This is a genomic window from Abiotrophia sp. (assembly GCF_057275535.1).
This window is the reverse complement of the sequence record NZ_DBHIRJ010000001.1, coordinates 87553-109051: the sequence shown is the minus strand read 5'-3', so window position 1 is coordinate 109051 and position 21499 is coordinate 87553. Positions and strand designations below refer to the sequence as shown.

Annotated in this window: 19 protein-coding genes and 1 tRNA gene; 15 read left to right on the top strand and 5 right to left on the bottom strand. The window is 46.4% G+C overall.

Annotated features, from left to right (window positions below; genetic code table 11):
* The first annotated feature begins 16 nt into the window (after positions 1–16).
* Both der and ACO53F_RS00525 read left to right on the top strand, forming a co-directional pair.
* Positions 17–1330, top strand: a complete 1314-nt coding sequence (gene der / locus ACO53F_RS00530) for a ribosome biogenesis GTPase Der (RefSeq protein ID WP_070755423.1) — start codon at positions 17–19, stop codon at positions 1328–1330.
* A gap of 137 nt (positions 1331–1467) precedes the next feature.
* A complete protein-coding gene (locus ACO53F_RS00525) occupies positions 1468–1743 on the top strand; it encodes an HU family DNA-binding protein (RefSeq protein WP_023390831.1) in 276 nt (91 codons plus the stop codon).
* Between the two features lie 126 nt (positions 1744–1869).
* Here ACO53F_RS00525 and ACO53F_RS00520 read toward each other — a convergent pair whose 3' ends face one another.
* Positions 1870–2565 carry a histidine phosphatase family protein gene (locus ACO53F_RS00520; RefSeq protein ID WP_485136906.1) on the bottom strand — a complete coding sequence of 232 codons (696 nt, stop codon included), beginning with the start codon at positions 2563–2565 and terminating at the stop codon, positions 1870–1872.
* A 225-nt stretch (positions 2566–2790) separates the two neighbouring features.
* Here ACO53F_RS00520 and ACO53F_RS00515 point away from each other — a divergent pair, with 225 nt between their 5' ends.
* Genes ACO53F_RS00515 through holA form a run of 4 tightly spaced genes read left to right on the top strand, consistent with a single transcriptional unit; the run spans position 2791 to position 6197 of the window.
* Complete coding sequence (locus tag ACO53F_RS00515) at positions 2791–3987, top strand: FtsW/RodA/SpoVE family cell cycle protein (RefSeq protein WP_485136905.1); 1197 nt, start codon at positions 2791–2793, stop codon at positions 3985–3987.
* Positions 3988–4011: 24 nt separating this feature from the next.
* A complete protein-coding gene (locus tag ACO53F_RS00510) occupies positions 4012–4350 on the top strand; it encodes a glycine cleavage system H family protein (protein WP_485136904.1) in 339 nt (112 codons plus the stop codon).
* Between the two features lie 46 nt (positions 4351–4396).
* Positions 4397–5131, top strand: a complete 735-nt coding sequence (locus tag ACO53F_RS00505; protein WP_070755427.1) for a gamma-glutamyl-gamma-aminobutyrate hydrolase family protein — start codon at positions 4397–4399, stop codon at positions 5129–5131.
* 43 nt (positions 5132–5174) lie between these two features.
* Positions 5175–6197 carry a DNA polymerase III subunit delta gene (gene holA, locus ACO53F_RS00500; protein ID WP_485136903.1) on the top strand — a complete coding sequence of 341 codons (1023 nt, stop codon included), beginning with the start codon at positions 5175–5177 and terminating at the stop codon, positions 6195–6197.
* Between the two features lie 81 nt (positions 6198–6278).
* On the opposite strand, the gene rpsT is transcribed toward holA, so the two are convergent.
* Positions 6279–6536: a 30S ribosomal protein S20 gene (gene rpsT / locus ACO53F_RS00495; protein WP_070755429.1), complete on the bottom strand. Its 258-nt coding sequence runs from the start codon at positions 6534–6536 to the stop codon at positions 6279–6281.
* 233 nt (positions 6537–6769) lie between these two features.
* Between rpsT and uvrB the strand changes: the two genes are divergently transcribed.
* Together uvrB and ACO53F_RS00485 are read left to right on the top strand one after the other, a co-directional pair.
* Positions 6770–8752 (top strand): excinuclease ABC subunit UvrB, encoded by a 1983-nt coding sequence (gene uvrB, locus ACO53F_RS00490; RefSeq protein ID WP_485136902.1) that lies wholly within the window; start codon positions 6770–6772, stop codon positions 8750–8752.
* Between the two features lie 174 nt (positions 8753–8926).
* Positions 8927–10102, top strand: a complete 1176-nt coding sequence (locus tag ACO53F_RS00485; RefSeq protein WP_485136901.1) for a hypothetical protein — start codon at positions 8927–8929, stop codon at positions 10100–10102.
* 65 nt (positions 10103–10167) lie between these two features.
* Here ACO53F_RS00485 and ACO53F_RS00480 read toward each other — a convergent pair whose 3' ends face one another.
* A complete protein-coding gene (locus ACO53F_RS00480) occupies positions 10168–11004 on the bottom strand; it encodes an NAD(P)H-hydrate dehydratase (RefSeq protein ID WP_485136900.1) in 837 nt (278 codons plus the stop codon).
* A 267-nt stretch (positions 11005–11271) separates the two neighbouring features.
* Here ACO53F_RS00480 and prmA point away from each other — a divergent pair, with 267 nt between their 5' ends.
* Genes prmA through dtd form a run of 5 tightly spaced genes read left to right on the top strand, consistent with a single transcriptional unit; the run spans position 11272 to position 16393 of the window.
* Positions 11272–12231, top strand: coding sequence for a 50S ribosomal protein L11 methyltransferase (gene prmA / locus ACO53F_RS00475; protein ID WP_485136899.1), 960 nt, complete (start codon positions 11272–11274; stop codon positions 12229–12231).
* A 3-nt stretch (positions 12232–12234) separates the two neighbouring features.
* Complete coding sequence (locus ACO53F_RS00470) at positions 12235–13002, top strand: 16S rRNA (uracil(1498)-N(3))-methyltransferase (RefSeq protein ID WP_485136898.1); 768 nt, start codon at positions 12235–12237, stop codon at positions 13000–13002.
* A 16-nt stretch (positions 13003–13018) separates the two neighbouring features.
* A complete protein-coding gene (gene deoC, locus ACO53F_RS00465) occupies positions 13019–13693 on the top strand; it encodes a deoxyribose-phosphate aldolase (RefSeq protein WP_485136897.1) in 675 nt (224 codons plus the stop codon).
* A 28-nt stretch (positions 13694–13721) separates the two neighbouring features.
* Positions 13722–15932 (top strand): RelA/SpoT family protein, encoded by a 2211-nt coding sequence (locus tag ACO53F_RS00460; protein ID WP_485136896.1) that lies wholly within the window; start codon positions 13722–13724, stop codon positions 15930–15932.
* 11 nt (positions 15933–15943) lie between these two features.
* Positions 15944–16393, top strand: coding sequence for a D-aminoacyl-tRNA deacylase (dtd, locus tag ACO53F_RS00455; protein ID WP_485136895.1), 450 nt, complete (start codon positions 15944–15946; stop codon positions 16391–16393).
* Positions 16394–16481: 88 nt separating this feature from the next.
* Here the strand turns inward: dtd and ACO53F_RS00450 are convergent.
* A tRNA-Leu gene (locus ACO53F_RS00450) sits at positions 16482–16564 on the bottom strand.
* Positions 16565–16643: 79 nt separating this feature from the next.
* Positions 16644–17468, bottom strand: a complete 825-nt coding sequence (locus tag ACO53F_RS00445) for a Cof-type HAD-IIB family hydrolase (RefSeq protein ID WP_485136894.1) — start codon at positions 17466–17468, stop codon at positions 16644–16646.
* Between the two features lie 138 nt (positions 17469–17606).
* On the opposite strand from ACO53F_RS00445, the gene ACO53F_RS00440 reads away from it, so the two are divergent.
* Both ACO53F_RS00440 and alaS read left to right on the top strand, forming a co-directional pair.
* A complete protein-coding gene (locus tag ACO53F_RS00440; RefSeq protein ID WP_485136893.1) occupies positions 17607–18533 on the top strand; it encodes a diacylglycerol/lipid kinase family protein in 927 nt (308 codons plus the stop codon).
* Between the two features lie 265 nt (positions 18534–18798).
* Positions 18799–21444 carry an alanine--tRNA ligase gene (alaS, locus tag ACO53F_RS00435; RefSeq protein ID WP_485136892.1) on the top strand — a complete coding sequence of 882 codons (2646 nt, stop codon included), beginning with the start codon at positions 18799–18801 and terminating at the stop codon, positions 21442–21444.
* The last annotated feature ends 55 nt before the right edge of the window (positions 21445–21499 follow it).

The window sequence follows — 21499 nt, the reverse complement described above, 5'->3', positions numbered from 1 at the left end:
TGAAGGAGGAGACCTTATGTCCATGCCAACCGTGGCCCTCGTAGGCCGCCCAAATGTGGGGAAGTCCACAATATTTAACCGATTGGTGGGGGAGAGACTCTCCATTGTCGAAGATTATCCAGGGGTGACGCGTGACCGTATCTATGCGACGGGTAAATGGTTAGGCCGTGAATTCCGTGTCATTGATACCGGTGGGATTGATATGATTGATGAGCCCCTTATGGATCAAGTGCGCTACCAAGCTGATATTGCCATGGAAGAGGCAGATGTCATTGTTTTCTTGACTAGCATGCAAGAAGGTTTGACGGATGCAGATGAGGCCATCGCCCATCGCTTGCACCGAACTAATAAGCCAGTTGTACTGGCTGTTAATAAGGCAGATAACCCAGAAATGCGCCAAATGGTCTATGATTTTTATGCCTTGGGGCATGGCGATCCCTATCCTATTTCCGGTTCCCATGGGACGGGTTTAGGGGATCTCTTGGATGCAGTTGTGAGTCATTTTCCAACAGACTTGTCTGAAGCTGAGGAAGAAGATGTCATCAAGTTCTGCTTTATTGGTCGTCCTAATGTCGGTAAGTCCAGTTTAGTTAACGCCATTCTTAAGGAAGAGCGGGTCATCGTCTCCAATATTGAAGGGACCACGCGTGAAGCAGTCGATACCCATTTCACAGATGAAGAGGGGACGCGCTATACCATGATTGACACTGCTGGTATTCGTAAGCGAGGCAAGGTATACGAAAACACTGAAAAGTATTCAGTGCTGCGGGCCATGTCCGCCATTGAACGTTCCGATATTGTCTGCTTGGTTTTAGATGCTGAGACTGGGATTCGAGAACAAGATAAGAAGGTGGCTGGATATGCCTATGAGGCAGGTAAGGGTATGGTCATTCTGGTCAATAAATGGGATGCAGTAGACAAGAGTGATAAACTCTTTGAGACCTTTACCAAGGAGATTCGTGCGCATTTCCAATACTTGACTTTTGCGCCAATTCTCTTCGTTAGTGCCCATACAGGTCAACGTCTCAATAAGTTACCTGAACTTTTGAAGACTATCTACGATAACCGTCATCGTCGCATTCAATCTTCAGTCTTGAACGATGTCTTAATGGATGCAGTCGCCATGAACCCAACCCCAACAGATAAAGGCCGTCGCCTCAAGATTTACTACTTAACTCAAGTGGCTGTCAACCCACCAACCTTCGTGGCTTTTGTTAATGATGTTGAGCTCATGCACTTCTCTTATGAGCGTTTCTTAGAGAACCAATTGCGTCAATCATTTTATTTTGAGGGAACCCCGATTAAATTGATTACGAGAGCGCGACAATAAGGCGAAAAGTGGTAAAAAATCAAATTTTAAAGGGCGAATCTATTGTATTAAAGCCTATTATGTGGTAATCTATACAAGAAATAGCAATCTGCTATGGAAAAACGCGTAACCACGCATACTTTAGGAGGAGTTTTATTATGGCAAACAAAGCTGAATTAGTAGAAAAAGTAGCAGCTAAAACTAACTTAACTAAGAAAGATGTAACAGCAACTGTTGAAGCGTTGTTCGAAACCATCCAAGAAACTTTATCAAAAGGTGAAAAAGTTCAAGTAATCGGCTTCGGTACTTTCGAAGTACGTGAACGTGCAGCTCGTAAAGGCCGCAACCCACAAACTGGTAAAGAAATCAAAATCGCTGCAAGCAAGGTTCCAGGTTTCAAAGCTGGTAAAGCCTTGAAAGACGCTGTTAAATAATAACAGTCATTAATTAGTAAGTAACAGAGGTTGAAACTTAGCTTTCAGCCTCTTTTTTTATCTTTAGGGCAAGCTAGTAGATAGAAAAGGACCCAGGTCTTAACCTAGGTCCTTAATTGTTTTATTCTATAAAAGTTCCATGACATCAACCATATCTTTAAAATGCTCGGTCTGGTTATAGGCGATGAGCTGGAATTGGCCATGCAGGTACTTAACGGTTGTCACCGAGGCGTTGGCTAGAGGGTCGCCCAACTCGAAATCCGCTACTAGACCATGGATGAGGTTCTGAATAGTCAGGCCATGACAGACTACCAATATTTTGTGGTCACTGCCAGCATGGCGATTTAAGAGCTCTAAGAGACCTGTTTCAACACGATGCCAGAATTCTGGGTAATTCTCAGCCATACCGGTAGGATCAGAAGCCTTCATTTTATTCATAGTCGCTTCTACTTGGATGCCAGCATCCCGTGGGAGGCCCAGTTCTTTGTTAGTTTCAGCAATCATATCCCGCCAGACGGATTGAGCTTCTAGCCCCTCGTAATAACCGAAGAAGACTTCGCGAAATTCCGGCATAGGGGTGATAGTTAAATCTTGGCTGTGGTGGTTTTCTTCCAAGAGAATTTGAGCAGTTTTGATGGTTCGCCCTAAATCACTCGTGTAGACAGCATCGAATTTGACGTCGGCAAGGCCACGGCCAGATTGATGGACAACTTCTAGGCCTTCTGGGGTAAGGGGAGCATCAGCCCAACCTTGGAATCGACCCAAGCGATTGAGATAAGTTTCGCCATGTCTGACGAAGTAGAAAGTAATGCCTTTAGTCATTGGATAGCCTCCTTGTCTTATACAGTCTCATTATATCATTCTACGTTCCGACTGTCATCTGAGGTTATGTTTTTTACTTATAACCAACTATAGGAATAAAATCAGCTAAAAGAATTGGCCAGTAAGTGCATTTTGCGCCAAAATGTGGTAACCTTAATATTATCTATTCTACTTTGCAAAATGCAGAGAACGATTCAACTATAAACAACAAGGGAATGATTATTAATGAGAACAGTGAGACGCCTGAATAACCATTCAGAGTCGCGCATTGATTATGGCATTATCCTGAATGTCATGATTTTAGCCATAATTGGTTTAGCCAGCCTTTATGCGACCACAGTCATGATTGAGAACAAATCTATTTTGCCGACACTCTACCATGCCCTCTGGTACTGTATTGGGGCTATTGCGATTATAGTGGCTATTCAATTTGATAGCGAACAATATTGGAAATTGTCTACCATCTTTTATGGAGTGGGGTTAGTCCTCTTGATTGCCGTCCTCTTCTTCCACGACCGAGGTTTGGCGGCTGATACAGGGGCACGTTCTTGGTTCCGTTTAGGACCGATTAGTTTCCAACCCTCGGAAATTTTTAAGATTGCCTATATTGTCTTTATGGCTCGGATTATTACGGAACATAATAATGAATACACCAACCGTAGTCTCAAAACCGACTGGCTACTGCTAGGGAAAATCATGCTATTTGCTGCTCCAGCACTCTTCTTGATTCAACGTCAAAACGACTTGGGGACCAACTTGGTATTGCTATCCATTACTGCGGGGATGGTCTTGATGTCAGGCATTTCTTGGAAGATTCTATTACCAATTACCTTATTCGTCACTATCGTTGGTGGGGTGCTCATTTACTTGGCTGCTTTCCAACGTGACTTCTTGCTAAGTACTGGATTAGTTCGACCATACCAAATTGCCCGGATTGACTCTTGGTTCCGACCTTTCGATGATACGCGTGGTGATGCCTACCAGTTAGCTCAATCTATTAAAGCCATTGGGTCAGGGCAATTATCTGGTAAGGGCTTTGGGGTCTCTCAAGTACCTGTTCCAGTCCGCGAGTCTGACTTTATCTTTACGACTATCGGTGAGAACTTTGGTTTTATTGGGGCAGGGGTCTTACTCTTTGTCTACTTCATGTTAATTTACCAAATGGTGCAAACTTGCTTTGAGACCAAGAATGAATTTTACACCTATATAGCGACAGGTGTTATTACCATGATTATGTTCCATATTTTGGAAAACATTGGGATGAACATTGGGCTCTTGCCTATTACTGGGATTCCGCTACCTTTCGTTTCGCAAGGGGGTTCTGCTCTCTTGGGGAATATGATAGGGATTGGCTTGATACTGTCCATGCGTTATCACCATCGCTCCTACATGTTCTCTAGCCAGAACGACTCGGAATTTTAATCGTTGAAGAAAGGATTAAGTATTATGAAACGTTATGGCAATCAACTTTGGGTCCAAGTAGTTGGACCTGACCGTTACCGTATCGGCATGACAGACCAGCTCCAATGTGATGCAGGCGATATCTCCTACGCCAATATTGCCCCACTTGGAGCATTAGATGTCGATGATACCCTAGTTAATTTAGAAGCTTCTAAGGCGGCCATTGAAGTCGCTAGCCCTCTTAAAGGCCAAGTAGTAGCGCGAAATGAGGCGGCTGAAGCAAATCCTAGCCTCTTGGATTCTAAGGATCCGGCTGACCACTGGTTAATTGAATTAAGTCAAGTGGATTTTCAGGCTTTTGAGGCACTCGCTGAAGAGGAATAACCCCACTCACTAGCTCTCTAGCTAGATATAGAAAGAAGGAATGACCATGCGGCCAGTAATCGGTGTGACGGGCAACATTATGCAAGCCCCTGAAGATAAATTCAAATCTTTTAAGGTAAACTACTCCCCTTGGGGATATACGGAAGCAGTACGCTTGGCCGGTGGGACACCGGTCATCCTACCTATGACGGAGCCGACTTGTGCTGCCCACTACGTGAGCCTCATTGATGGTCTGGTTTTGACTGGCGGGGAGGATATCTCACCTTATCTCTATAATGAAGAGCCACATGTCAATATTGAAGCTACTTCGCCAACGCGGGATGCAGTCGAAACGGCTCTTATTAAGGAGGCCTTGGCTCAGGGTAAGCCTATTTTAGCTATTTGCCGAGGCATGCAACTGGTCAACGTTGTTCTGGGTGGTAATCTCTATCAGGATCTAGCAGGCCAGGCTAATGTGACCATTCAGCACGTCCAAAAATCACGTCCAAGCATGGCAACCCATTCCATCAAGGTAAAAGCCGGTAGCTACCTGTCTCAATTAGTGGCCGATGGTTGCCTCATTAACTCCATTCACCACCAAGCCATTCGAGAATTAGGAGAGGGCTTAATCGTGTCAGCCCGCAGTAAGGATGGGGTTATCGAAGCGATTGAAAGCCAAGAAGGTTCCCTCATTCTAGGGGTTCAATGGCATCCAGAGCGCTTGACCAAACACGATGAATGCAGTATGGCGATTTTCCAAGATTTAATCGAGCGCTCGCTTGAGGCCAAGCAGGCTCGTTAGATCTTAAGGTAAGTAAGAAGTAAATAGAAAGGAGGGGACAGGCATGACCTTTCAAGCTTGCATTAGCCAAATTCGCAAGGGCCAATTGGGGGCTAATTACTTTCTAGCTGGTACCGAGCGCTATTTGCGGCAACAGTTGCAGGATGCCCTGATTGATCAAGTAGATCAGGCAGGTAGCTTTGAAGTTAGTCGCTTCGACTTGAATGATACGGAATTAGCCACCATTCTGGACGAGGCAGATGCCTTCTCTTTCTTTGCTGATAAGCGTGTTGTCCTGATTGATAATGCCCAGGTCCTGGTCTCAAACTCTAAGGTTAAGGTCGATGACCATGACCAGAAGCGACTCCTGGCCTACTTGGCAGATCCTAATCCTGGCAGTTTGCTGATTTGGCTCTGTGACAGCAACCAAGTAGATAAACGTAAGAAGCTGACCAAGGCTTTTCAGACGCAAGCCAAATGGGTCGATGTGGCGCCTTTAGACGCTAAGGAAATGGGAGCCTACCTTCAGTCCTATCTGGCAGACAGCACGCTCCAGATTAGCCGTGAGGGGCTAGAAGAGTTACGTATGAGGGTCAATGATGATTTGACCTTGGCTATGGCGGAGCTCCACAAATTGGCCCAATATAGCAACCAAGGCAAGCCTATCACCCTAGAAGTTATCAAAGACTTGGTACCGAGAAGCCTTGAAACGGATGTTTTTAGTTTGTCGCAGGCGGTCTTGAAGCGGAAGTTGAGTCAGGCGGTCCAAATCTACCAAGATCTACTCCTAGCCAAACACGAGCCCGTGGCCTTGCACGCGCTCCTAGTCAGTCAGTTTCGTTTGTTAATTCAGGTCAAATTGCTTGGACACCAGGGCTATCAGCAAGCTGAGATAGCGCAACAATTGAGCGTCCATCCCTATCGCGTTAAATTAGCCCTAGAGACGGTCAGACGCTTAGATTTAAGACAGCTCTATGATTTTTACGATGCCCTTGCAGAGGCTGATTTTCAGCTCAAACAAGGCATTGGTGTTAAGGAGATACAATTTGACTTGCTAGTGAGTCGTTATATTACAGGAAGTCCCTAATTACTGGAGCAGATAGCTGTTCCAGTAATTTTTATGTTGCAAGGGCAAAAAAATAAGCTACCCTCAAGGTAGCCTACTTTCTTAGTTAGCTTTAAGTAAACGAGCCAAACGTGACTTGTCACGAGCTGCTTTGTTTTTGTGGATTAAACCTTTAGTTGCTGCGCTGTCGATTTCTTTAGCAGCTAGACGGAATAATTCCTCAACGTTTGCTTCGCCAGCTTCTACTGCAGAACGGAAACGTTTAACCGCAGTACGCATTGCAGAAACGTGTGCACGGTTGCTTTCAGTCTTAGTAGCTGTTTGACGGATACGTTTTTTTGCTGATGGGTTGTTAGCCATTTGAGTCACCTCTTTCATTGCGATTTGTCTATAGTCCAAAGGACTAAGTCAACAAGCCTTATTATACATGAAAACCCGGTCAGTATGCAATAAAAAGATGGAAAATAATTCAAATTCGTCTAGCTTAGTCTCTAAGTCCTTGGACTAGACAGGGACTAAGCTTTTTGTTATGATGAGAAAAGAAGCGAAAATTTGTTCGCGCATTGATTGACTAGATAGAAGGAGGAGAGGGCATGGATTTTCAATTAGTCGCCCCCTATAGCCCCAGTGGGGATCAGCCTCAAGCGATTGAAGCTCTGGTCCAAGGGGTCAATGATGGCGTTAAGGAGCAGGTCTTGTTAGGGGCAACGGGGACCGGTAAGACCTTCACCATTGCTAATGTTATTAAGCAAACGGGCAGACCGACCTTGGTTTTGGCTCATAATAAGACCCTAGCTGGGCAACTTTATAGTGAGCTCCTAGAATTTTTCCCAAACAATGCGGTCGAGTACTTTGTCTCCTACTATGACTACTATCAGCCTGAAGCCTATGTGCCATCGTCTGATACTTATATTGAAAAAGACGCCAGCATTAACGATGAAATTGACAAACTCCGCCATTCGGCTTCTTCAGCCTTAATTGAACGCCGAGACGTCATTGTGGTGGCCTCTGTTTCCTGTATTTACGGCTTGGTTGACCCTGAGAACTATCGCAATCATGTCTTGTCTTTGCGAGAAGGCATGGAAATTCCTCGTAATGTTCTGCTAGCGCGTTTGGTTGAAATGCAATTTGTCAGAAATGACATTGACTTTCAACGGGGGACCTTCCGAGTAAGAGGCGATGTAGTGGAAATCTTTATGGCTTCGCGCGACAAGGAAGTGGTCCGAGTGGAATTCTTTGGGGATGAGATAGAACGTATCCGCGTTGTTGATTTCCTAACCGGCGAAATTAAGTATGATGTAGACCATTATCCTATTTTCCCTGCGACTCACTTTGTGGCCAGCCAGGAACAGACAGCAGTGGCAGTCGAGTCCATTCGTCAAGAATTGGAAGAGCGCCTAGCCGAATTACGGGCAGACAATAAATTGCTAGAAGCTCAACGCCTAGAGCAAAGAACCACCTATGATTTGGAAATGATGCTTGAAATGGGCTACTGTAGTGGGATTGAGAACTACTCTCGCCATATTGATGGTCGGGCACCAGGTCAAGCACCTTATACACTCTTAGACTTCTTCCCAGATGACTTTCTGATTGTGGTGGATGAGTCTCATATCACCATGTCGCAAATCCGCGGTATGTATAATGGTGACCGGGGACGCAAGCAGCAGTTGATTGATTACGGCTTCCGTTTGCCAAGTGCGCTGGACAATCGACCTTTGCGACTGGAAGAGTTTGAAGAGCATGTTAACCAGATTATCTATGTTTCTGCGACGCCAGGACCTTATGAGCTAGAGCATACGGGTGGTGAGGTCATTCAACAAATCATCCGACCAACGGGCCTCTTGGACCCAGTGGTTGAAGTGCGGCCAATTGAAGGTCAGATTGATGACTTAGTTGCTGAAATTAAGGCTCGGACTGAGCGAGATGAGCGGGTTTTCATCACTACCCTAACCAAGAAAATGGCGGAAGATTTGACCGACTACCTCAAGGAGCTGGATATCAAGGTCAAGTACCTGCATAGTGATATTAAGACCCTGGAGAGAACGGAAATTATTCGCGACCTTCGTCTAGGTGTCTTTGATGTCTTAGTCGGGATTAACCTCTTACGGGAGGGCTTGGACGTGCCAGAGGTCACCCTAGTAGCTATTTTGGATGCAGACAAGGAAGGCTTCCTACGAAGCGAACGCTCCTTGGTACAAACCATCGGCCGAGCAGCTCGTAATGCTAATGGTCGCGTCATAATGTATGCGGATCAGATTACGGCCTCTATGCAGTATGCCATTGAAGAAACAGAGCGACGTCGTTCTATCCAAATGGCCTACAACCAAGAACATGGGATTGTTCCTCAAACTATCAAGAAGGAGATTCGCGATTTAATCCGGATTACCCACGATGTAGAAAACGAGGACAAGCAAGAGTCCCTCCTCAAGCAGTTCCGCAAGCTGTCTCGTCTACAAAGAGAAGAGCAATTGGAACGCTTAGAGATGGAAATGCGTCAGGCCGCCAAGGATCTCAATTTCGAAGCAGCCGCCGATCTGCGTGACATGATTATGGAACTTAAGGGCGCCTATAAATAAGCTTAAGGCAGGAATCGCTTCCTGCCTTTTGATCTATTTACAGGGCAGGTAGGTAAATTTACTGGCATCTTTTGATAAAATTCGGCAGATTTGAGTAAATCAGCCTTTCCATTCTTGCTTAAATCTCCTATAATAGAAGTGTCTATATATTTAAGCAAAGAATAAGGTGATGGTATGCAACAGGAGGTAAAATTACGAGGACTAGATGGGCTTAAAGGTCTATTTTTATTAGTTCTTATGGGCGTTGGGATTTTTCAAGGTGATTTATTGGCGGGCCAATTGGTTCCCCTTGGTCTCTTCACTGTCCTTGGTTATCAATGGGCCTATCGCTTAGAACGACAGCAGGACGTCCCCTTTTGGCGTCACTGGCAAGCCGTCTGGTCTGCTTGGCTGCCAGTTCTGTGGTTGACCTCTATCACCACGATTGGCCTCTTAGCGTTAGATTTTTCACTTTTAAATCAGCGTAAATTTGACTTGATTTTTGGTCCTCTCTTAATCGAAAATGTCAGACAGCTTTGGCTAGGTGGGGTGACTAGCTTAAGTCTTGATGCCTCAAGTGGTCTCAAGAGTTTATGGTATCTAGGCCATGGGGTACAAGTAGCGGGGCTAGTTGCACTTATTAGCTGGCTTCTAGGTCGTACTAGTCTAAGTCTGCTAGGTAAGGGCATGGTCTGGATGGTTGTTCAGGCTAGCCTATGGCTATTGGCTGGTTTTGCTGTTATGAATGGTAGCCCACTCGCTTATATTGAGCTAGCCTTTTATGCCTTGGCTTTTGTGGCTGGGGTTTCCATGGTTTACCTCGTGCCGGTTCTGCTCAATCAAATTTACCGTCTGTCTAGTAAGTATGTCTTATTAATGGGTCTAGGCCTAATCGGTAGCTTAATGCTTCTGGCCTTCTTCCTTAGCCAAACTTGGACAACAGCGCTCATGGGTCTGGTATGGACTGCAGCTGTGCCACTTTTTACCACTTGGCTTATCTTGTCCTACGTGGCTGGGACACCTGTCTTGCGTCGTATTCTTGAGTTTTCAGCTTGTGTAGCCTTGGGGCATCGTCTCATTCATTATTATGTGGCCTATGCCTTTGTAACTTTCTGGTTAGCAAATGGTCCCTTCTGGTTACAAGTGATTCTAGCAATCTTGCTTGGAGAAGTACTCTACTGGCTCTTGGTAAAGGGATTACCGCAGCTTTACTTCTTCAATGGTCGCTCTTGGATTAGCGATTATTATGCCCTCTATCAGGCCATGGCTGAAAAAAATCTCAAGACCTGGCAATTAGTCGGTGCCATTGTCATCTTCCTTTTACTCTTTGTTAGCATTTGTGTCCTAGGTTTACTAGTTCTGATTCAGTAAATCAGGTCTATAAATAAGAAACAGCAAGCCTTAATAGTTCAGGCTTGCTGTTTTTATTAGGCTTCCTAGCCAATGAAATCCTTCATTATGCTAGGGAGTTGTTCACTAATCTGATGGGGTAGGACCACCCACTGAGTCTGAGCCATTTCTTGTGCCAGGTAGGAGTGGAGGAAAACGGCACTACATAGGGCTAAATTAAAGTCATCTGGGAATTGAGCCAAAAAGGCAGCGACCATTCCAGCCAGGGTGTCGCCCATGCCGCCGGTTGCCATGGCAGGTGTGCCGACTGTCAATTGGTAGCAGGAACCATCCGTCAAATAGAGCTCTGTACCTGGTTTCTTAAGTACTAAGTTGAAGCCAAGTTGTTTTTGAGCGGCCAGATTGGCTTGAGGGGTCTGATCTTCAATGGCAAGGTCAGATAGGCGTTGCCATTCAGCCTGGTGGGGCGTGATAACTACAGGCACTCCACTAGGTAAGGGATGGGGATGACGAGCCAAAAGCGTTAAGGCATCGCCATCTAAGACTAACTTTTGTCCAGGTTTTAGCCAATCTAAAATTCGATGCAGACGTTGGCAGGAAAAAGCGTCCAGTCCCATGCCTGGACCAAGCAAAACTAGATCAGCTGCCTGAGTTAACGCCTTAAGCTGAGCTAGGTTAGACCAGTCACTGACCATGGCTTCAGGCAGACGAGCATGGAGGGCTGTGTGGTTGGCGACATCAGTGGCAACAGTCGTGAGGCCACTACCTGCGTAGACAGCCGCTTGGGCAGCTAGAATAATGGCGCCACCTAGATGAGCATTGCCACCTACTAAGAGCGTCCGGCCAAAAGTTCCCTTGTGGGATTGGCTAGGTCGCTTAGGTAAACGATGGGCTAGCCCACCGTAAGTTAAAGGCTGAAACATGACAGTCACTCCTTTGGACTTAGGTCTTATACACTTTTATTATAGCACTTCTAGTTCAAACTAGGCTAGTTTTGCCTAGCCACTGGTGGGAGAGAATGAGCCAATATTCTGCCTATAAGCTAATAAACTGACCTATATCTTGGGAGGAGTGCTTAAAAATCAACTAATATTCCTGATTTTGGGCATTTTTAACAGCCTAGTCATTGAATTTTTGTCCTATTTGTTACATAATAAAGAACATAGATAATCGTGAAAGGACGTGTTTATATGGCTGAAACCTGGTCTAAGGTGGTAGTCTCACTCGACACCCTGGATCCAGCGATGATTGACTTACTCAGTCATCTCCTCTTTGAAGCTGGTGCCATTGGGGTGGAAGTGGATTATGCCCAAGGTTATTTGGAGAATCACCCTAATTTATTTGGAGAATTAGCGGAACCACTGCCCAAAGAACGTCTGGAGCACGAGACAGAGCTAATCGCCTTCTTCGAAGAGATGCCAGATCTAGATAGCCTCAAGACCCAGTTGGAGAGCCAATATAGTAATCCGCTTCGCCTTGAAGCCAGCGAGATTGAAAATGAAAATTGGCAGGAAAATTGGAAGGTTAACTATAAGCCTGAGCGTATTAGTCGCTACCTAACCATTGTGCCGATTTGGGAGGACTACCAAGCCCAAGCAGGTGAACAAGTTATCTACTTGGATCCAGGTTTGGCCTTTGGGACAGGCAATCACCCAACTACTCAACTAGGGGTTCAGGCACTTGAAATGTACCTGCGTGGAGGCGAACGTGTCTTAGATGTCGGTACGGGGTCGGGGGTTTTAGCCTTTGTAGCGGCAGCCTTAGGTGCCAAAGAAGTGTGGGGCTACGACTTAGATCCTCAAGCTGTTGATAGCGCCCTGCAAAACTTGGTACACCAGCAGGAACGTCAAGATGATTTGGCCAAGGTATTCAAAGAAACGCCGATTCATTTCCAAGTTAAGGATTTGCTCAAAGGGGTAGACTGGCCAGTAGAGGTGATTGTAGCCAATATCTTGCCTCATATTCTGGTTAATATGTTAGAAGATGCCCATCGCTTACTAACTGAAGATGGTTACCTGATTCTGGGCGGAATTCTCAACGAAAAGGCTGATCAACTCTTAGAAGACTTAGAAGCACATGGTTTCCGCCTTGTTCAAAGGGTCCAACTAAAGGGCTGGACGGGTCTGGTAACCCAGAAGCAAGAGGATTAAATCATGCAACGTTATTTTATCGACCAAACGGGCTTACATGTTCAGGAATTGGTAACCTTAACGGCTGATGACAGTCGACATTTCCTAAGGGTCATGCGGTCTCAGCCTGGTGCTAAGGCTTGGCTAGTGGCCGGGGACGGGCAATGTTACTTGGCTCAATTAGAAGGGGAAGTGGACCGACTAGCCCAGTTCCGCCTCTTAGAGCTCCAAGAAGGAGCTAACCGAGTAGAGTTGCCTGTTGAGGTCACCGTTGCCTGTGGTTTGTCTAAAAATGATAAGTTAGATTACATTGTTCAAAAGGGAACCGAATGTGGCGCCAGTCATTTTCAACCCCTGTCCCTCAATCGAGATGTCGTCAAATGGGATAATAAGAAGGCTGGCCAACGCCTAGACCGCCTACAAAAAATTGCCAAAGAAGCGGCCGAGCAATGCCACCGCCTCCGCATTCCTCAAGTGGCGCAGCCCCTAAGCTTAGCTCAATTACTGGCTAAGTCAGCTGACTATGATGCTTGCTTAGTAGCCTACGAAGAAGATGCCAAACAAGGCGAGCATAGTCGCTTACGTCAAGCCTGCCAATCACTTAAGGGGCAAGCAGGCGCCAAGGTCTTGGTCGTTTTTGGGTCAGAAGGTGGCTTGACTCCTGAAGAAGTCTCTCAATTATGTCAAGCTGGCTTCCAGACGGTCGCTTTAGGGCCTCGTATTCTCCGAGCGGAGACGGCGCCAATTTATTTCTTATCTGCCTTATCCTATGCCCTAGAACTTGAACTATAAGGAAGGAGTCTATCTCATGGAATTAGCAAAATACATTGATCACACCGCGCTTAAGGCCGATGCTGGCCGTGCTGCCATTGAAACGCTCTGCCAAGAAGCCCGTGACTATGGCTTTATGTCAGTCTGTGTCAACCCTACTTGGGTGGCGACTGCTCATACTTTACTAGCAGGTTCAGACGTTAAAGTCTGCACGGTTATTGGCTTTCCTCTGGGGGCTAATACCTCAGCTGTCAAAGCCTTTGAGACCCGCACCGCTATCCAAGAGGGAGCGGATGAAGTCGACATGGTCATTAACATTGGTGCTGCAAAAGACGGCAATTGGGACCTAGTCAAAGCGGATATCCAAGCCGTAGTGGAGGCTGCTAATCATCAAGCCTTAGTTAAGGTTATTTTAGAAACATGCCTCCTGACCAAGGAGGAAATCGTTAAAGCCAGCCAAGCAGCTAAGGAAGCTGGGGCTGACTTCGTCAAGACCTCGACCGGCTTCTCAACCGGCGGTGCCACTGTCCAAGATATTAGCCTCATGCGGGAAACCGTAGGTCCTGACATGGGAGTTAAGGCCAGCGGCGGAGTTCAAAACCGAGAGGATGCCTTGGCTATGATTGAAGCGGGCGCTAGCCGAATTGGCGCCTCCAAGGGGATTGCGATTGTGACCGGCCAGGCTACAAGCAATGCACCAGGAAGCTATTAGTAATTGCAAGTAAGAAAGGAAGAGTAGGATGGCACAAGCACCAGATTTAACGGCCGCAGATGTCATGGCCCTCTGCGAAAGCTACATGAATGAAAAGCATGTGGCCTTCGTTAAAAAGGCGTTGGATTTCGCCACTGAAGCCCACAAGGAGCAATTTCGCTTATCGGGAGAAGCATACATCGTGCATCCTATTCAAGTTGCGGGAATTCTCGCCCAACTCAAGATGGATCCTGATACGGTTGCAACTGGCTTCCTCCATGATGTGGTGGAAGACACTGACTACACCCTAGAAGATATCGTCCGCGAATTTTCTGAGACGGTAGCCTTCTTGGTAGATGGCGTCACCAAGTTGGGGAAATTTAAGTTCCAGAGTAAGGAAGAAGCCTTAGCAGAAAACCATCGTAAGATGCTCTTGGCCATGGCCAAAGACATGCGGATTATCATGGTCAAACTAGCTGACCGCCTTCATAATATGCGGACCCTTAAATTCCAAAAGCCGTCCAAGCAAGTGGAAAAATCTCAAGAAGCCATTGAGATTTATGCACCGCTAGCTGACCGTTTAGGGATGAACCTGATTAAGTGGGAGCTAGAAGATATTGCTCTGCGTTATATCAATCCAGACGCCTACTATCAGATTGTCAACTTGATGAAGTCCAAGCGGGAAGAGCGCGAGACCTATATTCAAGAAGCCATTCTGGATATTAACGAGGCCATTGAAGAATTACATATCAAGGCCGATGTCTATGGGCGTCCAAAGCACATTTATTCTATTTACCGTAAGATGGTCAAGCAGAATAAGGATTTTGATGAAATCTATGACCTCTTAGCTATCCGGGCTCTGGTACCGACCATTAAGGACTGTTATGCTGTCCTAGGGGCGGTCCATACCAAGTGGAAACCAATGCCTGGCCGCTTCAAAGACTATATCGCTATGCCTAAGGCTAATCTCTATCAGTCCATTCATACGACGGTGATCGGTCCGCATGGCAAACCGGTTGAAATTCAGATTCGGACCTTCCAAATGAACGAAGTGGCGGAGTATGGGGTTGCAGCTCACTGGGCCTACAAGGAAGGTAAGACCCAGCAAGTCCGCGAAGATGAAGCCATTAAGAAGCAACTGACTTGGTTCCGCGATATTGTAGAATTAGAAGATGAAGCCAAAGACGCGGGTGAGTTTATGGACTTCGTTAAGGAAGACATCTTCAAAGACCAAGTCTATGTCTTCTCACCAAAGGGGGATGTCTTCGAACTGCCTAATGGGGCGGGACCCTTGGACTTTGCCTACCATGTCCATACGGATGTGGGGCAGAAAACAATTGGGGCCAAGGTCAACGGTAAGATTGTCCCACTTAACTACAAGCTCAAAAACGGAGATATCGTGGATATCTTAACCAACCCGAATTCCAATGGACCAAGTCGTGACTGGTTGAAATATACCGCCACTTCCAAGGCACGTAACAAAATCAAGCGTTACTTCAAACTCCTTGATCGCGATCGCAATAGTGAACGTGGTCAAGCCATGGTGGAAGAAGAGCTCAAGAAAAATGGCTATAGCCTTAAACAATTGGCTAAGAAGGCCTATGAGAAGGAACTCTTTGAACGCTATAATGTGCCGAGTTTGGCTGACCTTTTTGCAGCCGTAGCCTTGGGAGAAGTATCTGCCATTAGTGTCTATAACTTCTTGCACAGCAAGGAACAGAAGGATGTGTCACCGGCAGAGCCGCTAAGCAATGAGCAAACTCTCAACAAACCTGAGACCGGGGCCATGAAGATCCAACATGAAAATGGCGTCATGGTGCGTGGGGTTAACAACCTTATGATTCGTCTTAGTCGCTGCTGTAGCCCGGTTCCAGGTGACCAAATTGTGGGTTACGTGACACGAGGGCGGGGGATTTCAGTTCACCGTAAGGACTGTCCTAACTTACTCAATGAACCTGATTTGCAGCAACGGACCATTCCAGTTGAATGGGAAAGCACCGGCCAGCTCGGTGCCGACTATGTCACCGAGATTCGAGTAGTTGGCTTTGATCGCAATGGGCTGATCAATGAAGTCTTGCATGTGGTCAACCACTCGGTTAAGACCTTGCGTAATGTTAACGGGAAAGTTGACGACAAGACTTCAACGGCGACAGTCACTATTAAGGTTGCCATCTCCAATACGGCTCAATTAGAAGATCTCATGGTCAAATTACGTAACATTCCGGACGTTTATGAAGTAACCCGGGTCAATAATAAGTAGGAGGCCCCTGAATGCGAGTACTTATTCAACGTTGTCGTCGGGGTCAGGTTTCAATTGACGGTCAAGTGGTAGGAGCGATTGATAGGGGCTTTGTCCTCTTGGTTGGTGTGACTCACGAAGACGGCCCAGAAGATGTGACCTATTGCGCCCGAAAAATCAGCAAACTGCGTGTTTTTGAAGATGAGCAGGGGCGGATGAATGCCAGTCTGGATAGTCTGCCGGATGGCGCCATTCTATCTATTAGCCAATTTACGCTCTATGGCGATGTTCGCAAGGGCAACCGGCCAAGTTTTACCCAGTCGGCTCATCCAGAAGTGGCGGAGCCTCTATATGAGTCCCTTAACCAAGCCTTAAGGGAGGCAGGCTTCCGCGTGGAAACCGGGCGCTTTGGCGCAGACATGCAGGTCTTAATTGAAAATGACGGACCAGTGACCATCCTAATCGATTCAAAAGAAAAATAAGCAAAATCCAGAGATTGAGACTAACTTAATCCCTGGATTTTTTCTTAATAATAAACAAAAAAGGAGCCCTGATAGGGCTCTTTTATGATGCGGAGAAAGGGATTTGAACCCTCACGTCCTATTGGACACATGCGCCTGAAGCATGCGCGTCTGCCGTTCCGCCATCTCCGCTTAGCACAAAATGTATTATACTACATTTTGCTGAAAAAGGGAATGACAAAGGTCTAAAAGCGTTTAAGTTTTTACTTGACTAGAGGCTAACGCCCATAAAGTCACGAATGATGGGAACTAGACCATCTTGGTCGTTGGAGAGGGTAATATGGTCGGCCGCTTCTTTAAGCAGTGGGGTGGCATTAGCCATGGCAACGCCCAAACCGGCTGTCTCAATCATGGTCAAGTCGTTATTGCCATCGCCGCAGGCAATAACCTGGTCCAGCGTCAAACCAAGGTGCTGGCAGAGGACTTTAATGGCTTGGCCTTTGGATACTTGATGGTGAACGAACTCCAGGAAATAAGGCTTAGAGGTGGTGGCATAGGTTAAATCGCCGAAGCGTCCCTTCAATTCAGCATCTGCAGCTGTAACTAGGTCTGGGTCACCAACTCCAATGAATTTCATCCGGGCTTTAGCTAGTTGAGACAGGTTAGCGATGGCCTCCGGATCATAACGGTCGGGAATGCCTGTTAATTGACTTTCAATGTGGCTATAGTCATTGGACTTATCCATGACCACGTACTCGTCGATATAGGTTAGGACAGTCAGCCCCTTAGCTTGAATATATTGGACAATGTCATCTTGAGCGTCAGCTTCTAGGCGTTGGCTGAAGAGTTCCTGGCCATCTGCCATACTGGTGATGGCAGCGCCATTGAAGGAAATGATGTAAGAATCGAAATGGTCTAATTTCAGCTGCTTAGCCGTTTCAATCATAGAAGGGGTTGGTCGGCCGCTAGCTAGCACGACTTTCTTGCCTTGCTCCTGAGCCTTCATCAAGGCCTGGTAGGTGGCATCAGAGATAGTGTTCTTACTGGTCATCAAAGTATCGTCAATATCTAAGACCAGCATTTGATAATCTGTCATAAGTGGACTCCTTAATCAATTTGCTAGATTTATTGTATCGAAAAGCCTAGAAAATGACAACTATCTGCGTTACAATTAATAGGTTAAGGCAAGCGCCAGACAGACCATGTTTAAGGCGTTAAGGAGGCAGGAGAGCAGATGCAAGAATTAGCAATTATCGCCCACCAAGGGGCAGGCGGTGGCCAGGGGGGGGAAGTCTTGGAGGAGACTCTGGCAGCCCTGAACAAACGCCAAATAGCGCCTAAAGTCTATATTAGCACCTATGCTGTCCATAGTGAGCTTTTGGCTCAGCAATTGGCCCAGGAGCCGATCATTGCGGTTATTGGGGGTGACGGTACTTTGCACGAAGTTGTGGCCAGTCTAGCTGGCCGTTCACAGCCTCCTGCCATTCTCTATTTGCCGGCGGGACGTGGTAATGACTTTGCTAGGGCATGGCAGGCTAATCGGAAGCTAGCTCAAGCCTTAGATCAATTGCAAGCAGGTAGCCGACTTCAAGTGCCGATTCTACGTATGCAAGATCAACTCAGTGGACAAATTAGCTATGGGATTAATAGCTTAGGGATAGGTTTTGATGCCATGGTTAATCAGCAATCCAAGGCTTTGAGACTAGGGCGTTTGCTTGCCAAGTGGCATTTGGGCAAGTTGTCCTACCTAGTGGCTGTTTTTGCTAGCTTACCTAAATTAGAGGCTTTTGAGGTTAGCCTTAGCCTTGATGGTCAGCCAGTTCAAGTGGTGTCTGACTGCTATCTCTTCAGTGTACTCAAGAATCCTTATATGGGTGGGGGCATAAAATTAGATAATCTAGGCCAGGCTAGCAATCCAGAGATCAGTGTGATGGCCTTTCACAGTATCAAGGCACGGCATTTACCAGGCTTGATTTGGCGGGTCTTAGTCTCCCATAAGCAGGACCAATCGCCTCAAGTCAGTCGATGGGCCGGGCAAAAGCTTGATTTGGCCATTAAACAAGGCGTTCTAGGTCAAGTAGATGGGGAGGTCCAAGAGGCGGCGCCACGTCAGCTGACCGTTGATTGGTTGACTTATCCATTTATTCTAGCAGAACCTTGACTTTTAGGGACTTTTAGCCGTATAATGATATAGGTATAAGGCTATGTTGAACCCAGCCTCAGAGAGACTTCATATGGTGGAAGAAGTCACGGGTATCAATGCTCCCTTAGGTCTGACTAGTGGCAACATTAGCGTAGGATTGGCGTTAACAATCATTAAAGATGTAATGAAGCAGATTCGTTATAAGCAAGGTGGTACCGCGACTTATCGCCCTTGCATGTAATGAGTGTGTTTTTTATTTTTTAGAAAAAGGAGTTCATCGTATATGAAACAATTGACGAGTGCGCAAATTCGCCAAATGTATCTTGATTTCTTCGCAGAGAAGCAACACCAAATTATTCCAAGTGCCTCTTTGATTCCGGTCAATGACCCAACCCTCTTGTGGATCAACGCCGGTGTGGCACCCCTTAAAAAATACTTCGACGGGACGGAAGTGCCAGACAACCGTCGTTTGGCTAACGTGCAAAAATGTATCCGAACCAATGATATTGAGAACGTCGGTTACACTGCCCGCCATCATACGCTCTTCGAAATGCTAGGGAACTGGTCTATCGGCGATTACTTCAAGAAAGAGGTTATTGCTTGGGCTTGGGAATTCTTAACGAGCGAGCGTTGGTTAGGTTTTGAAGCAGACAAACTCTATGCTACCTACTATCCAGAAGACAAGGAAACACCCGAAATCTGGAAGCAACAACCAGGTTTTATTGCTGATCACTTGGTGGCAGTAGCAGATAATTTCTGGGATATCGGGGCTGGCCCATGCGGTCCGGATACTGAAATTTTCTACGATCGTGGACAAGACTTTAACAACTTGGAAGCGGACGACCCTGAAAACTACCCTGGTGGTGAGAATGAGCGTTGGTTGGAAATCTGGAACTTAGTCTTTTCTGAGTTCAACCATTTACCAGATGACACCTATCAACCACTTCCTAACAAGAACGTCGATACCGGGATGGGCTTGGAACGGGTAGTCTCTGTCATTCAAAATGCTAAAACCAACTATGAGACAGACCTCTTTGTGCCAATTATTCAAGCCATCGAAAAAGTCTCTGGTGTAGACTTTGCTTCAGCTGGTGACAAACAAGTTAGCTTCAAGGTTATTGCTGACCACATTCGCGCGGTTTCCTTCGCGATTAGTGATGGAGCATTGCCTTCCAATGAAGGGCGCGGCTATATCCTACGTCGTCTCATTCGCCGTAGTGTCATGCATGGTCGTAAATTAGGGATTAGCCGTAGCTTCTTAAGTGAATTAGTCCCTGTTATTGCGGACATTATGGGGGCTTATTATCAAGAATTGACGGAACAATTAGCCTTCGTTCAAAAGGTCATCTTAAATGAAGAAGAGCGATTCCACGAGACCATTGAAGGTGGGGAAGCTCACCTGAATGATTTGATGGCTAACCTCAAGGCTGAGGGCAAAACCGTGGTTCCGGGCGCCCAAGCCTTCCAACTCTATGATACCTTTGGTTTCCCGTTAGAGTTAACGGTTGAATTGGCTGATAGCCAAGGCTTCTCAGTTGATCAAGAAGGTTTTGAGACAGAAATGGAAGCCCAACGTCAACGGGCTCGTGCAGCTCGTTCTAAGGAAGAGAGCATGCAAGTCCAAAGCGACCTCTTACAAAACATTACTGATGCCTTTGATTTCGTGGGTTATGAAACGCTTGTTACAAACGCGACTATCAAGGCCATTGTGCTAGATGAAGCCAAGGTAGATCAGTTGCCAGCTAATCAAGAAGGTTGGGTATTCTTCAACCGTAGTCCTTTCTATGCTGAAATGGGTGGGCAAGTAGCTGACTCTGGGATTATCCTAGATGGCGATCAAGAAGTAGGCCAAGTCCTAGATGTTAAGAAAGCACCTCAAGGTCAGTTTATGCACCGCATCAAAACGGGGGATATGCCATTGACTGTCGGTCAATCCTATACCTTGGAAGTGGATCGCGCAGCACGCCTGAAGACCAACCAAAACCATACCGCAACCCACCTCTTACACCGTGCCTTGAAGGTTGTTTTGGGTAGCCATGCCAACCAAGCAGGTTCTTACGTTGGGCCAGATCGCTTGCGATTTGACTTCTCACACTTTGGTAAAGTAACACCTGAGGAACTCAAGCAAATTGAAGCCTTTGTCAACCAATGGATTGCCAACTCTGCTAATGTTGATATCGCTGAAATGTCCATTGAAGATGCTAAAGCAACAGGTGCTATGGCTCTCTTTGGGGAAAAATATGGTGATGTTGTACGGGTTGTGAATATTGCAGGCGAATCTATCGAGTTGTGTGGTGGGACCCATGTGAACAACACCAATGAGATTGGCACCTTCAAACTCCTAGCTGAGTCTGGGATTGGGGCCGGGATTCGTCGGATTGAAGCTTTGACTGGTCAAGCTGCTGTTGCGGATTATCAGGCTCAAGCTGATCTCCTCCAAGAAGTGCAAAATCATCTCAAAGTGGCTCAAGCTAGCCAACTCTTACCACGTTTAGAGCAATTGCAAGAAGAACTCCGTCAAGCCCAAGCTCAGGTGGAGTCGCTCAACGCTAAGTTGCTACAAGCTGAAGCAGGGCAAGTCTTCCAAGATGTTCAAAATGTTGGGGATGTCACTTATGTAGCCATTAACTTAGGCAATCAATCTGTTGACGGTCTGCGTCAAATGGCTGACATCTGGAAGAAAGAAGCACCATCTAATATCTTAGTCTTAGTTGCTAGCCAGGAAGAAAAAGTAAGTCTCATGGTCCAAGTGGACGAGCAAGGCTTAGCAGCTGGTCTTAAAGCAGGTAACCTCATCAAGCCATTAGCAGCAATTGTTGGCGGTGGCGGTGGTGGTAAGCCACAAATGGCTCAAGCCGGTGGTAAGAAACCAGAAGCCATTCCAGAATTATTGGCGCAAGTCAGCACCATCATTAGCGAACAATTATAGGCTTTTTTGCCGGAATTATTGCAAAAAGGTTCCAATCTTGTACAGAGTCATGTAC